Source organism: Zhongshania marina, assembly GCF_002915595.1.
GTDB classification, from domain to species: Bacteria; Pseudomonadota; Gammaproteobacteria; order Pseudomonadales; family Spongiibacteraceae; genus Spongiibacter; species Spongiibacter marinus_B.
This window is the reverse complement of the sequence record NZ_PQGG01000026.1, coordinates 1-13,370: the sequence shown is the minus strand read 5'-3', so window position 1 is coordinate 13,370 and position 13,370 is coordinate 1. Positions and strand designations below refer to the sequence as shown.

Sequence of the window (13,370 nt, the reverse complement as noted above, 5' to 3'; positions counted from 1 at the left end):
GGGGGATTGTCGTGATTTTATATTTCGATGATGTGACAAAGACATCTTTGCTTGTTTAGAGATATCTCTAAAGCGAGTTTGAGACGAGTTGTGATGCGTAGTTGTTTGAATTTAAAGATATTTTTTAAGTGTGCGATGCGGTGGCGGCTTTTGGTGCAGAACGACTTTTGTGTTCAAAAAATACTATATCGCTGGGCTTGATGGCGAGGCGGTATTTAAAGCGGGCGGTTTGCGGGTCGCGTTCTAGTTCAAATAAATACGGAGCGGCTAGGGATTCACCTAATACCTGGCAGAGTTCATCTTTTATTTTGCTGCGATTCTGATCTAGGGTTTTGGCGCGCAGCCCCTTTTCTTCTAAATCGTTTATGGCTTTGTAGTGGCCGCCGTATTGCTGCATTAAATTAATTAGCTCGATATCGGCATTGCGGTCGGATCGGTTTGATGGCGGGTTAATAAACCAGCCCTCGCTGTTATCGGTATTTTGATGGCGGCGTTGGGCGTACCAAAAATAGTAGAAGAACGGTGTTGAAGGGAGTTTTATGTCGACACCGTGGATGACGACGCGCCCTGTTGCAAGGTAAAGGCTCAGGGTAGCAGGGGCCATGCAAATATGAATGGCATCGTCTAAACATTCGGGATGTTTTTGTAAGCCGTAGCGAAACCAGTCCAATTGTTCGGCGCTACTATTTTTCAAGCCGCCATTATCTAAAAACTTTAGTATCGCGGCGGTGTGTTGGGGAGCCTTAGTGATAACGACGTTTAATGCCTGCGCTTGTGCGTTATTACAGCGATTTGCTGCAGTGCTCAAAGCGATGGCATCTGAGCGTGGGTGGCCGTGGGCAAGCAAAATATTAACTATTTGTTTGTTGCTGCCGCGCACTGGTTTGTTGATGCTGATCAGTAATATCGCCAAAAGTAGAGCTAAAATAAATTGGCTAAATAATAGCGATGGCCAGTTGTGTTGGCAGTTCAAGCCTAAACTTATCGTCTGGGGATGTTCATTGACTGACCAGTTTATGTTGATTGTTCGCAGGGCTGAGTAAGGTGGGTGATAGTTCTTGCCATACAGGCTTTGTACTTGCGCTTGGCAATATTTAATATTGTTGAGGTGGCCGCTCATCGGCAGAAAGGCCAAGTCTTGATTGATTCTGCTCACTAAAAAATCATTCAATAATTCATGATGGGAATCATTAATACCGGCGCCAATAATTTTTTCGGGCAGGCTGCTGCTTAACTTGGTTTCTAAGCTGCTAGCGGCACCGTTTAGGCCTAGCTGGTAGCTTAAGCTGCTCAAGCCAATTAAGCCGAATAGCAAAATAGCCAAGAATATTAATACACGTTGAGGTCCCCAGTTCATATGCATGCCGATTCCTGTGGGGAAGGGCTGTGTATAGAATTAAATAGTGGCGTGTAAACGCTGAGACTGTTTATTACTGCGCATTTTAGCTGCTCAATATTGCTTAGCTGCAGTAATTCGTTTTTTAAAAACCACGCGCCAGATGGCACTTCGCTATCAATTAATGTGCTGTAAATTGTTTCGCCATTTTTGCTTTTAGCCTGCGACAGCGGTGCACTGATAATATCGACCTCATTATTGTAAAACGCGTTATAGATAGCGCTGGGGTCGGTATAAAATTTTTGCTGTTTTGCATTCAAGTTGATGCCTGCTTGTCGCAGTGCACTCATAGGTTGCAGGTAGTGGGTTTGGCTTTGCGGGTCGTGCGAAAAGCCAATGGTTTTATCTTTGAGATAGTCAGTGTTTATATTTGGTGGGCTGTCTTTGCTTAGCCAAAATAATTTATAAGTGGGAGTGTCTAGCAGGGTGGTATAAAAATCAGAAAACTCCGGCACGAGCCCGTTTACTACATGGTAGCGATTCCAAAATAGTTCGAAGTCTTCATCGAGAATATGTTTGGCACCAAGATAGGCGCGTGGCCGCCATAGTATTTCTACGGAAGAAAAGTTTTGTTGAATAACATCATTATTGCAAAGTGCGTCTGCTAGCTCGGTTGCGTAGCTAAAGAATAAGGTAAGTACACGAAAGCTGGGTTTGCCCTGAGTATTGCCAGTGCTGCATTGATAGCTCCGGTAGTCACTGAGTTCGACCGTGTTTACCTGTGTTTTAGACAGGTAGGCAGAGGCAGTCAGGGCTAGGCCAATAGCCAAGCTCAGTAATAAATAATAAGTGGCGCGGTTAGCGCTAATGAGCGGAGCGGACAGCATCATTAGTTCAGTCTGAAAAACTTCATAATACGGTGTGTTTTTGACAGTTATGTTACGGGGCCTCACTTTGATAAGGCTTCGCGCCTCATCAAAGTGGGGTATACACGCTGCTTATTAGCTGTTCTACACTCCAAGAGATAAGTGATAACAATAAGAGGCGATTCCATGCATCTTGGCTTTAGTTCAATGAATACGGTGAATGATCCAGACCCCGCTCAACTTGCGCGGATTTTGGAGCAGGCGGGTTTTGAGTCGCTGTGGTATGGCGAGCACAGCCATATTCCGCGTTGCCGGACTACCGCCTATCCACCGGGCGGTGAATTGCCAGAACCGTATAAAGAGATGATGGATCCCTATGTTTCCTTGATGGCGGCGGCTTCGGCAACCAGTCGCTTAAAGCTGGGTACCGGCATTGCGCTGCTGATGGAGCGAGAATTGTTTTCCCAGGCCAAGACCATCGCGAGTTTAGATCGCTTGTCTGGTGGTCGGGTCATTATTGGCACGGGTGTCGGTTGGAATCAGGAAGAGTTTGAAAACGCCACAAACCTGCCGTGGCAGCGCCGCTATTTGGTGATGAAAGAAACAGTGGCGGCGACGCGGGTATTGTTTTGCGATGAGGCGCCGGAGTATCACGGTGAGTTTATCGATTTTGATCCCGTTTGGTTTGAGCCAAAGCCGCTACATATTCCAGAGATGATATTTGGCGCGATGGGGCCCTTGGGTGTGCGTCACGCCGCGCAGTGGGCAGATGGCTGGATGCCGGTTGATGTTGCTCTGCCTGATGTGGGTGCGGCGGTGAAGGATTTTCGGCGGCAAGTTAGCGAGTTCGGTCGCGACCCCGACAAGGTGGAGATTACGCTGGTGGTCATGGCTGAAGTGACGCCAGATTTATTAAAACAGTATCGCGACGCGGGTATAAGCCGCTGTAATATTGGTGTTGGCATGCAGAACTGGAATAAGCCAGAGATTGTGATGCCGATGATTGAGCAGTTTTCAAAAATAATTTCAGAGTTGTAAGAAGTGCTGCGCTGATTTCGGGGGCGCCGGGCCGCAGATGAAAAGATAAGTACATCGGCTCGCGCGGCTCTTTAGCCGCGGCCTGCTACATCTCCTCAAAAATTTCTCACCAATAATTAACGCCCTTGTGCAGAGGCGCCTTAAGCCGGTTATCATGTTTTAATTTAGGGCCTGTCACACTAATCAGATTAGTGTGACAGGCCCTATTTAACTCGCCGCTAAGGAAGCGCCAATGCCACATGAAAGCAGTCTATTACAGGCTACCGTTGTTTTGTTATTAGCGGCGGTGCTGGTTGTGCCCTTGGCTAAGCGCCTGCAGCTGGGGGCGGTATTAGGCTACCTTATTGCGGGGGTTGTGATTGGCCCTGCGGTGCTGCAACTCATACATAATCCCGAAAACGTCGCGCATTTTTCCGAATTTGGCGTGGTGCTTCTGCTGTTTATTATTGGCCTAGAGTTATCGCCTCGGCGCTTATGGCTAATGCGTAAAGCGGTGTTTGGTGTTGGCTTGGCGCAGGTTAGCTTGAGCGCTCTGCTTATTGGCGGTGTTGCCTACATTGGTTTCGCGCAGTCTTGGCAAAGCAGTGTGGTATTGGGCCTGGGTTTAGCGCTGTCGTCCACCGCATTTGGTTTGCAAATATTGGCCGAGCGCAAGCAGCTAAACAGCTCGCACGGGCGTTTGGCCTTCGCGATATTACTCTTTCAAGATATTGCGGCGATTCCCCTAATTGCGCTGGTGCCCTTACTGAGTGGCGGCGCAAGTGTCGACGAAGGCGGTGCCAGTTCGGTGCTGCGAATTTTACTGAGCATTGCGGTGGTGATTATTGGCGGGCGGTATTTGCTGCGGCCCATATTCCGCATGGTTGCTAGAACAGGTTTGCAGGAAGTGTCTACGGCAACCGCTTTATTAGTGGTGGCGGGGACTGCGTGGTTGATGGATGCGGTTGGGGTGTCGATGGCCTTGGGGGCATTTCTCGCCGGCTTGCTACTGGCAGACTCTGAATATCGCCATGAGTTGGAATCGCAAATTGAGCCTTTTAAAGGTCTGTTGTTGGGTTTGTTCTTTATTAGTGTTGGCATGAGTGCCGATATTCATTTGTTGTTCACCATGCCCTTGGCGGTACTGGGATTAACGGTATTGTTGATGGTTATAAAACTGCCGATCCTCGCCTTGGTGGGCAGCGTGTTTGGGGGCTTAGATCGCCGTAGTGCTCTGCGCTTGGGGGTTGTATTGGCGGCGGGGGGCGAATTTGCTTTTGTGGTATTTCAAATTGCGAAGGATCAGCAGCTGTTGAATTCGCAGTTACATAGCATCTTAATTTTGGCGATCACCCTATCGATGGCGCTCACGCCACTGCTCATAATGTTCTTGGCAAGCACCCTCAAACCAAAGCCGGTAGTAAAAGAGGTGCCGCCAGAATACGAGCAAATCGAAAGCGACGAGCCCCGCGTTGTGATTATCGGTATGGGCCGAATGGGGCAGATCGTTGCCCGTATTTTGCGAGCGCAGCGGGTGCCATTCGTGGCCTTGGACCTGTCGGTAGACACCATAGAGTTGTCGCGCAGTATTGATAGCATGCCGGTGTTTTACGGCGACCCGCTGCGGCCAGAAATACTGCGGGCAGTCGATGCAGATAAGGCCGAGTATTTTGTGCTAACCGCCGATGATCCAGAAACCAATATTAAAATCACAGAGCTGGTCAGTCGCTTGTACCCCCATATTAAGTTTATTGCTCGGGCCCGCAGCCGTTTTCATGTGCATAGGCTTTTGGAGCTGGGGGCTAGGCCGATTCGCGAAACCTTCCATTCAAGCCTAGAGATTAGTCGAGAGACATTAATTGGCCTAGGTTTAAGTCCAGAACGGGCCGAGGCACGTATACAGCGATTCCAGCGTCATGATGAGGAGTTACTGGCGCAGCAGCATAAAATGTTTGATGATCGAGAGGCGCTAATTCAAAGCGCGCGAGAGGCGCATGATGAATTACAAGCCTTGTTTGATGCAGACCTAATTGAAGAAAAAGGGCTGTGAGCATGGGTGGTTTTCGTTGTGTATGGTGTTGGGGCGGTTGAATACATTTTTCTATATGCCGCGCGCTAAAATAAAAAACAGTGCAAATACCTTGTAAATAAATTTACCCTGTTGTACGCTCATTATGTCCTTTCGAGACTCTTTGCTTGGCAATGTATAAGATATAAAAGCACTGCTAAGCTAGTAGGCATTAATTAATATTCATGAAAATCAGTCACTTATAAAATAGTTTTCAAGACGGCTATTTTTCAGGTATATTATACGCATGCTTATGAAAAGCATACGGAATGTAATGGTGATTGCTACATAGATTGGCGGTGCCAAATAGGCAAATAATATTAAGTAGTAAAGTCAAAGTGGGTGGGGTCATTAATAATGAAGAAGACAAAACTAGCGGCTGCTATTGCAGCGGTGTCTGTTTTTTTCGGTGGGCGCAGTAGCTCAGGACGAAAAGGAGGCAACTAAAAAGCGAAGTAACCGACTTTTAGAAGAGGTTGTGGTCACGGCGCAAAAACGTGAAGAAGATTCACAAGATGTACCTATTGCAATTCAGGCGTTTTCTGGCGATAAGCTAGATGCCTTTAATATTGAAGATACCGCTGACTTGCAGCGTATTACTCCTGGCTTAACGTTTACTTACACCTATGGATACACGCTGATTTATTTGCGTGGTGTGGGTAGTGACGCGTTTCTACCTAACGCTGATCCCAGTGTGGCAACTTATATCGACGGCATAAACATTCCCGCCAGTCAGGGTAAGCAAGACACCTTGGGCCCGGTAAAGCGGGTTGAGGTATTAAAAGGCCCGCAGGGTACTTTGTTTGGCCGTAACGCGACTGCAGGTGCGATCAGTATTGTTACTGAAGATCCGCCAGTTGATGAGATTGTTGGTAATATTAAATATGTTACCGGTAATTATGGCAGTGAAGAATACCAAGCCTATTTGGGCTTACCCATCGTAGAAGGTCTGGGTATTACTATCGCGGCCTTTAAAGATGGTCATGAGAACTACGGTAAAAACTTTAATAACGGCGTAGAGCAACCTATCCGTGAAGATTTCTCGGAAGGTGGTCGCGTTAAAATAAAGTGGGATAGCGACGATTTCTCTGCGACCTTGATTGGGTCTTATGTTAACCAGTTTAACGGTAACTCTCTAACTCAGGAAAATACTCGCCCGTCTTTGATTCTTGGTGCAGGTGCACGGGTTGATGAGCCCGATCGCAATACTGAAACCAACTTTGAAGGTGGTAATGGCACAATCAACACTATGTTCGGTGCTATTTTAGAGTGGCGCCCAGGTCCGGTGGATTTAAAATTCACCTATGCTGATCAGTTAGCTGATGTCGATTTTGGGCAATATGACTACGACTCTACTGATGAAGATCGCTCCGGCTTCTTTGTTTATAACCAGTATAACGACCAGCAAACCTATGAATTCCAAGTGCTTTCGAACTCAGAAACACCTGGCTCAGACAAATTTGAGTGGGTTGCGGGTTACTATCGCCTAGAGGCAGAGGGCGGTTTTGGCCGTTTATTCTTCTTTGTTAATAATGGTCTTGCTACTGGCCCGCTTACTAGCATATTAGACCCCATTGTCGCGCCGTTGGGTTTGAATGTTGGCGGTCTTCTGGCGGGACTACCAAGGATTACCTTAGAGTCGGGTGGCATACTGTCTACCGAATCTGATGCAGTTTATTTCCAAGGTACCTATAATCTTAGCGAAGATTGGAGATTGACTTTGGGTGCTCGCTATCAAGAGGAGACCCGTGAAATCGGTAATACGAATCTCTACTTGGTTGATAATTTAACGCCAGGATTCGATAAATCGTATTACGAAGGTAACGATTACTCACGCAATACGCTGATCTCGGAATTTGGTGGTCCACCACTAGAAGAAGAAACCTTTTCGCCGAAAATCTCTTTGCAGTGGTTTCCTAATGAAACAACGCAGATCTACAGCTCTTTACAGCGTGGCTACAAGAGCCCGACCTACAACATCGTAAACTTCTTCGGTAACCCCGATGCGGTTGACGGTGAGGAAGCGACGGCGTTTGAGTTGGGCTTCAAGTCTGAGTGGCTGGATGGCACCTTGCAGCTTAACGGTGCGGTATTTGCGTCTGAGACCAAAAACTTACTGTCGGGTATTGTATCGTTCACCTCGGGCGCGATTGTACGCTACGCTAACGCGGGTGCTGCTGAAGCCAAGGGCATTGAATTTGATATGCAATGGCAGCCTATGCCTAATCTAAACCCAGGTTTAGCCATTACCGGTGGTGCAACCTATGTGAATTCAGAATTTACCGATTATAAAAACGGTGAAGGCTTTGATGACACAACAGGTTTGTACTTCGGTCCCGGCGGTCTAGAGGATATTCCACTCGGCTTGCTCGGTATCGAGTTGCCGGTTTCGACTGGTGGTGTTGTAAACGGACCGCGTGATTTCTCGGGCAACCAAGTGCCGCGTTCACCCAAATTTACTTCTTCGGTTTCGCTTAACCAATACATTGATATAGGTGACTTTGGTGGTCTAGAAGTTGCTGTGGATTACTCCTATAAAAGCGAGTATTTCACTACGCCGCAGAACTCACCGTTCTATGTGCAAGATCAGTATGAAATCTGGTCTTTGCGTACCAGCTACTTCTACGATCCCTGGGGACTTCAGTTAACAGCCTTTGTTGATAACGCGAAGGACAAAGATTACTACGCAAGTATTTTGCAACAGGACTTTGGTCGCAGTGTTACGTTGGCACCGCCGCGTCTTTATGGCTTGAAAATTAAGTGGGATTTCGACACTTTCTTAAATTAATTTAAGTTATTTCGACCTTAGCCGAGCTTATGCTCGGCTTTTTTTTGCCCAATTTTTATGGCCTAGCTTGCGCGCTGTATTAGAAATAAGACGCAAGGCGAGTAGTGGTGTTCGCGTCGTAAATGCTAGTCTAGAGCTTATAGCAAAGCAGTAGTTCTTGTTCCTCCGTTTATAAGGCTTTTATTGGTGATCATTGATCCCTTCTTTTATCTGTGCGCAGTCCCCGCAATACTGATTTTTGGTATGGCAAAGGGGGGCTTTGGCGGCGGCATTGCTGTGGTGTCGGTGCCCCTGATGAGCTTGGCTATTTCGCCGGTACAGGCGGCGGCAATCCTGCTACCCATTTTATTGGTGATGGATGCGGTGGCACTGTGGAGTTTTCGCGGTAAGTGGGACAAGCCAAATATCAAAATCTTACTTCCTGGTGCCGTTGTTGGCATTGTGCTCGGCAGTATTGGGTTTCGGTATTTGTCAGAGGATATGATCCGTATTTTAATCGGTCTTATCGCGGTGGTTTTTTGTTTGAATTACTGGCTTAAAAAACCAGCTGTTGCCGCGCAGGGGCCGAGTGTTATTCGCGGTGGATTTTGGGGTGCCGTTGCGGGCTTTACTAGTTTTGGTATTCACGCGGGCGGCCCGCCGGTAAATATGTATTTGCTTCCCCAGCGCTTAGAAAAGTCATTGTTAATGGGCACAATGGCAATCTTCTTCGCGGTGGTGAATGTGATTAAGCTGATCCCCTACAGTTTGCAGGGCAGCTTTGATCACACCAATTTATTAACCGCTGCGGTGTTAATGCCAGTGGCCCCAATTGGTGTGCGTTTGGGATTTTACTTGCTGCACAAAGTGAGTGAGCAGAGCATTTACCGCATCTGCTATTTTTTCTTATTTGTGGTGGGGCTTAAGCTGCTGTTTGACGGCGGTGCTGGCGTATTTGCACATTAGCTGTATCAGGCGCTCGGCAGCGCATAAGTGCCAACCGCGTGGGCAACCATTCGCTCATCGCCTTCCGAATATAATGCTACTTCACCAATAATTAATTTACGTCCTACTTTGATGAGTTTGCATTCGCCGATGATGTCCTTGTCTGCGCTGGGTTTGCGTAAAAAATTGATATTTAAGTTGGTGGTGACCGCTAGTGCGATAATGCCTACCTCGCCAAGAATGGCGGCGTACAGGCCGACATCGGCGGTGGTCATTAATGTTGGGCCAGAGACGGTGCCACCGGGGCGCAGGGCGCGGGCGTCAACACGGTAACGCACCGTGGCAGACTGCGGGCCTATGGCGTCTACAGAGCAGGGGCTTTGTGGAAACTCCTTGGCGAGAAACTCGGATATATCCTTTAGTTTAGTCATGTACTTATCTCTTCGCTGTTGTTCTTGGTTTGTGATGTATTGGTGTCGCAGCTTGTTTATTACTAATCATACTGCATTTTCAAAACTTGCTAAGTTATGTCGCCTTTCTCAGCCTCCGCTATACTGACGATAGTCACACCTAAAAATAGAGGATTTATGGCAAGTCGTAAAAAACCTATCGCATGGAGTATCGCCGGTTCTGATTCCGGTGGTGGCGCGGGTATTCAGGCTGATTTAGCAACCTTTCACGACTTTGGAGTGCACGGCTGTACGGTTATTACAGCGATTACCGCGCAAAATAGTTTCGCGGTGGGCCATGTGTCTGTCACGCCGCGTCGTACTTTGGCCGCGCAAATTAACGCCTTAGACAGTGACCTGCAGGCTGACGTGATTAAGCTGGGAATGCTCGCTTCTGAGGAAGTGGTCGAGATGGTGAGCAAGTATCTCGACGCCTATACTGGCTTCGTGGTCTGCGATCCGGTGATGGTGTCTACCTCGGGCGGTGAGTTGATGCCCAGCGGCGTTTGCGATGTGCTAATAGAGAAGTTGTTGCCCCGCGCAGATTTATTAACCCCGAATCTGAGTGAGGCAGAAACCTTATTAAATAGAAAAATTAATGACCTAGATGATGTCGAGCGGGCGGCGGTAGACATCGTGGCCTTAGGCGCGCGTTCGGTTTTGCTTACCGGTGGGCATTTGAGTGCTCGCAACAATGAACGCCACGATTATTGGACAGACGGCGAGCAGGGCTTTTGGCTTAGCGGCGCCAATATCGACACCCTGAATACCCACGGAACCGGTTGCACCTTGTCATCGGCTATCGCTGCGGCGGTGGCCAAGGGTTATGCCCTATTTGACGCCTTGGTTATTGCAAAAGCATATGTGAGTCAGGGCTTGCAGATGTCTGTGCAGCTGGGCGGTGGCCCCGGCCCCGTCGCCCACATCGGTTGGCCGCAGCGCTTGGCAGACTTGCCGAGTTTGAATCGTCGTTTGCCCGCGGTAGGCCGGCGAACTGCGTTTGCCTCCTGTGACGGTGAGTTGGGCTTGTATCCGGTGGTGGACAGCGCGCAATGGATTGCGCGATTACTGGCCTGTGGCGTAAAGACGATTCAATTGCGGGTGAAGAATTTAGACGGCGAGGCTCTCAAACACGAAGTTCGAGAGGCCATCGCCTTGGGTAAAAAGTTTAATGCGCGGGTGTTCATCAACGACTATTGGCAGCTTGCGATAAGCGAGGGCGCCTACGGCGTTCATTTGGGGCAGGAAGATTTAGATTGCGCGGATATTGCTGCAATTGCCGCAGCTGGTTTGCGCTTGGGAGTTAGTACTCACACCTATTACGAGGTGGCGCGAGCCCATAGTTTGCGCCCCAGCTATATCGCCATTGGCCCCGTGTATTCCACCACCAGCAAAGAAATGCCTTGGACTCCGCAGGGGTTGCCACAGCTGCGGCGCTGGGTGGCCATGCTATCGCCAGATTACACGCTAACCGCAATTGGTGGCATAGATAGCAAGCGTGCCAAAGATGTATTGGCGACGGGGGTGGGGAGTGTGGCAATGATTAGCGCAATTACTCAAGCGGAAAATCCAGAAGCCGTGGTCGCCGAGCTTTTGGCATTGCATGAGTCACATCGGTGATTAATAGATTAGTTTTGGTGTTATGCCTTTGCCTTGCCTGTGTTGCCGCGAACGCGGAGCCCGTAAAGATCGTGGTGCGGGGCTTATTTGAAAATGCCGCATTGCTGGAAATTGACGGTCGCCAGCAATTATTAAGAGCTGGTCAGCGTGATTCATCTGGCGTTCTGGTCGTGTCGGCAAATCCTGCGCAGGCGGTGTTGGAGATAGACGGCAAGCGTAAAACATTGGGCTTGAATAAGCAGATCGGGACGATTTACCGAGAGCCAGCGAGGGCTGGAGTATCCTTGCATAAGAATAACAACAAGGAATACCGCACCCGCGTCACAATTAATGGCCGCAGCGCTGATGCGGTTGTTGATACCGGTGCTACTTCGGTGGCCATGAGTTCACGTCATGCCGAGCAATTAGGCCTTGCCTATAAAAGCGGAACGGCAACCGCGGTGGCGACGGCGGGTGGCGTGAAAAAGGCCTTTGGTATCACCCTGGGGCGGGTCGATGTAGGTGATATTAAAACTCAGCAAATTGCGGCTGTTGTTATTGAGGGCGAGCATCCCCATGTGATTCTGCTCGGAATGAGCTTTTTGGAGCATATCGACCTGCAAGAGCGGGATAATATTTTGGTACTCACCCCGCGTTATTAGTGAACTCGGCAAGGAATATCGGTGCAGTGGTCGCCTAGCGGGCGTCGTGCTGATAAAATGCGCGACCGGATTTGCTCGTGGAGATACCCGTGGCAGTTAGCTTTATAGAATCCTCTAAACTTCCCACCCCGTGGGGGGTGTTTGATATTCACGGTTTTGAGGACACCGACAACGGCAAAGAGCACGTGGTTCTTAGTCTTGGCGATATTGGCAATGGTGAGCCTGTGTTGGCGCGGGTGCACTCTGAGTGTCTGACCGGCGACGCGCTGTTTAGCATGCGCTGTGACTGCGGTTCACAGCTGCGCGCGGCATTGGAAAAAATTGCCGAGGAAGGACGCGGCGCGCTGTTCTATCTGCGCCAAGAAGGCCGTGGAATTGGTCTGCTAAACAAAATTCGCGCTTATAAATTGCAAGACGCCGGAGCCGATACCGTCGAGGCCAACGAGCAACTGGGATTTGGTGCCGATATGCGCGACTACAGTTTACTGGCGGTAATGTGCGAGCATTTGAACATCACCAAAGTGCGTTTAATGACTAATAACCCGCGCAAGGTAAATGCACTCACCGACCAAGGTGTAGAGGTTGTTGAGCGCCTGCCACTGCAAACCGGACAAAACCCTCACAACGCAAAATATCTGGCGACCAAGTCGGGTAAATTAGGGCATTTGTTTTAAGTTTTGATTTATAAAACCCGTGGTGCATTTAGGAAATGACCACTTTCAGGTTGTTTAATTTATTCCCTTCACGTTGGTTGAACCATTGAATTAATGTGAGGGACGCTATCTTTGTCACAATTCTGCGCGAAATACCCTTGAACGATTTTGCATAATTCCGCCGTATCATGAACTGGTCACAAAGTTGTGAAAACAATGTTTCGATCCGCTTTCTGGCTTTACGATATTTAGCCGGAAAGTCTCTAAACTCTTTCTGGTTCTTTCGCATCGGTGTTTGCAAATTGATACAACTTGATGAAAATAAATCTGTTTGCCAAACTCTGCTCAAATACCCTTTATCGCCAATCAAAACACAATTGTTTAACTGGCCTTCAATATCGTTTAGGTAATGGATGTCATGAACCGAAGCCTTTGATATATCGTACATTTTTAACACGCCACTCGGTGAGCAAACCGCGTGTAACTTATAGCCAAAGTAGCGCATATTTTGTGCTGCACAAAAACCAAAATCTGGCGAGCTAGATTCAAATTCTTGGCAAATTTTACTGCGATTAGATCGACTCATTTTACACACTTCCAATGGCATGCTATCGACAATATTTATATCGTTATCAACATCTAATCGCGTGACAATAGCGCTTCTGATTTCTTCTAATTTAAAACTCAACCTTCGCGCTCTTCTGTTATAAACGGAGCGCTCAATTTTCCCATTGATGCACGCAGGCAGCTGTTTGAACAAAAAGTGTTCTGAATCAATGCCCAGTGTTTCAGCTGCAAGACTGAGCGCGAGTAGCTCCTTATCGCTTAGCTTAGGTGTTCTGATTTGATTCAAAAAATTATCGGCTGGCTCAATTTCGTGCAAAAGAGACAGAATTTTGCTATAAACGCTGTGTAAGTTACTCATCTCGTTACCATTTTTCTCGTAAACTAATGATAACCTCTTTATGAGGGTGAGTAACTTACCTCCTTCCTAAATGCACTACGGGT

General features: G+C 48.2%; 11 protein-coding genes and 1 pseudogene. 8 read left to right on the top strand and 4 right to left on the bottom strand.

The window, feature by feature from the left end; genetic code table 11:
• Positions 1-124: 124 nt before the first annotated feature.
• Positions 125-1,363 (bottom strand): hypothetical protein, encoded by a 1,239-nt coding sequence (locus C0068_RS10550; RefSeq protein ID WP_103684460.1) that lies wholly within the window; start codon positions 1,361-1,363, stop codon positions 125-127.
• The gene (locus C0068_RS10545; RefSeq protein ID WP_103684459.1) at positions 1,354-2,226 is read right to left on the bottom strand and encodes a hypothetical protein; all 873 of its coding nucleotides are present in this window, start codon (positions 2,224-2,226) and stop codon (positions 1,354-1,356) included. The genes C0068_RS10550 and C0068_RS10545 overlap by 10 nt, the downstream gene beginning before the upstream one ends.
• A 138-nt stretch (positions 2,227-2,364) precedes the next feature.
• Between C0068_RS10545 and C0068_RS10540 the strand changes: the two genes are divergently transcribed.
• The 5 genes and pseudogenes from C0068_RS10540 to C0068_RS10525 all read left to right on the top strand — a co-directional run bounded on the left by C0068_RS10540 (position 2,365) and on the right by C0068_RS10525 (position 9,020).
• Positions 2,365-3,240, top strand: coding sequence for a TIGR03619 family F420-dependent LLM class oxidoreductase (locus C0068_RS10540; protein WP_233208797.1), 876 nt, complete (start codon positions 2,365-2,367; stop codon positions 3,238-3,240).
• A 232-nt stretch (positions 3,241-3,472) separates the two neighbouring features.
• Positions 3,473-4,588, top strand: a pseudogene (locus tag C0068_RS19920) (monovalent cation:proton antiporter-2 (CPA2) family protein); the annotation flags it as partial.
• Positions 4,580-5,269, top strand: coding sequence for an NAD-binding protein (locus C0068_RS19915; RefSeq protein ID WP_404810255.1), 690 nt, complete (start codon positions 4,580-4,582; stop codon positions 5,267-5,269). The pseudogene C0068_RS19920 and the gene C0068_RS19915, both read left to right, overlap by 9 nt.
• A gap of 427 nt (positions 5,270-5,696) precedes the next feature.
• On the top strand, positions 5,697-8,075 hold the full coding sequence (locus tag C0068_RS10530) for a TonB-dependent receptor (protein ID WP_233208796.1): 2,379 nt from the start codon (positions 5,697-5,699) through the stop codon (positions 8,073-8,075).
• A gap of 186 nt (positions 8,076-8,261) precedes the next feature.
• Positions 8,262-9,020, top strand: coding sequence for a sulfite exporter TauE/SafE family protein (locus tag C0068_RS10525; RefSeq protein ID WP_103684455.1), 759 nt, complete (start codon positions 8,262-8,264; stop codon positions 9,018-9,020).
• A 5-nt stretch (positions 9,021-9,025) separates the two neighbouring features.
• Here C0068_RS10525 and C0068_RS10520 read toward each other — a convergent pair whose 3' ends face one another.
• Positions 9,026-9,430: a PaaI family thioesterase gene (locus C0068_RS10520; RefSeq protein WP_103684454.1), complete on the bottom strand. Its 405-nt coding sequence runs from the start codon at positions 9,428-9,430 to the stop codon at positions 9,026-9,028.
• 156 nt (positions 9,431-9,586) lie between these two features.
• On the opposite strand from C0068_RS10520, the gene thiD reads away from it, so the two are divergent.
• The 3 genes from thiD to ribA all read left to right on the top strand — a co-directional run bounded on the left by thiD (position 9,587) and on the right by ribA (position 12,383).
• On the top strand, positions 9,587-11,068 hold the full coding sequence (gene thiD, locus C0068_RS19460) for a bifunctional hydroxymethylpyrimidine kinase/phosphomethylpyrimidine kinase (RefSeq protein ID WP_158249972.1): 1,482 nt from the start codon (positions 9,587-9,589) through the stop codon (positions 11,066-11,068).
• Positions 11,065-11,709 carry a retropepsin-like aspartic protease family protein gene (locus tag C0068_RS10510; RefSeq protein ID WP_103684453.1) on the top strand — a complete coding sequence of 215 codons (645 nt, stop codon included), beginning with the start codon at positions 11,065-11,067 and terminating at the stop codon, positions 11,707-11,709. The genes thiD and C0068_RS10510 overlap by 4 nt, the downstream gene beginning before the upstream one ends.
• Before the next feature lie 89 nt (positions 11,710-11,798).
• Positions 11,799-12,383, top strand: a complete 585-nt coding sequence (ribA, locus tag C0068_RS10505; RefSeq protein ID WP_103684452.1) for a GTP cyclohydrolase II — start codon at positions 11,799-11,801, stop codon at positions 12,381-12,383.
• A gap of 28 nt (positions 12,384-12,411) precedes the next feature.
• On the opposite strand, the gene C0068_RS10500 is transcribed toward ribA, so the two are convergent.
• Complete coding sequence (locus C0068_RS10500) at positions 12,412-13,287, bottom strand: IS982 family transposase (protein ID WP_103682565.1); 876 nt, start codon at positions 13,285-13,287, stop codon at positions 12,412-12,414.
• Positions 13,288-13,370 lie beyond the last annotated feature (83 nt).

What these genes read in the sequence shown, in the direction of transcription:
- C0068_RS10550 (WP_103684460.1), bottom strand. Translation starts at nt 1,363, where the DNA reads ATGCATATGAACTGGGGACCTCAACGTGTATTAATATTCTTGGCTATT.
- C0068_RS10545 (WP_103684459.1), bottom strand. Translation starts at nt 2,226, where the DNA reads ATGATGCTGTCCGCTCCGCTCATTAGCGCTAACCGCGCCACTTATTAT.
- C0068_RS19915 (WP_404810255.1), top strand. Translation starts at nt 4,580, where the DNA reads ATGGCGCTCACGCCACTGCTCATAATGTTCTTGGCAAGCACCCTCAAA.
- C0068_RS10520 (WP_103684454.1), bottom strand. Translation starts at nt 9,430, where the DNA reads ATGACTAAACTAAAGGATATATCCGAGTTTCTCGCCAAGGAGTTTCCA.
- thiD (WP_158249972.1), top strand. Translation starts at nt 9,587, where the DNA reads ATGGCAAGTCGTAAAAAACCTATCGCATGGAGTATCGCCGGTTCTGAT.
- C0068_RS10500 (WP_103682565.1), bottom strand. Translation starts at nt 13,287, where the DNA reads ATGAGTAACTTACACAGCGTTTATAGCAAAATTCTGTCTCTTTTGCAC.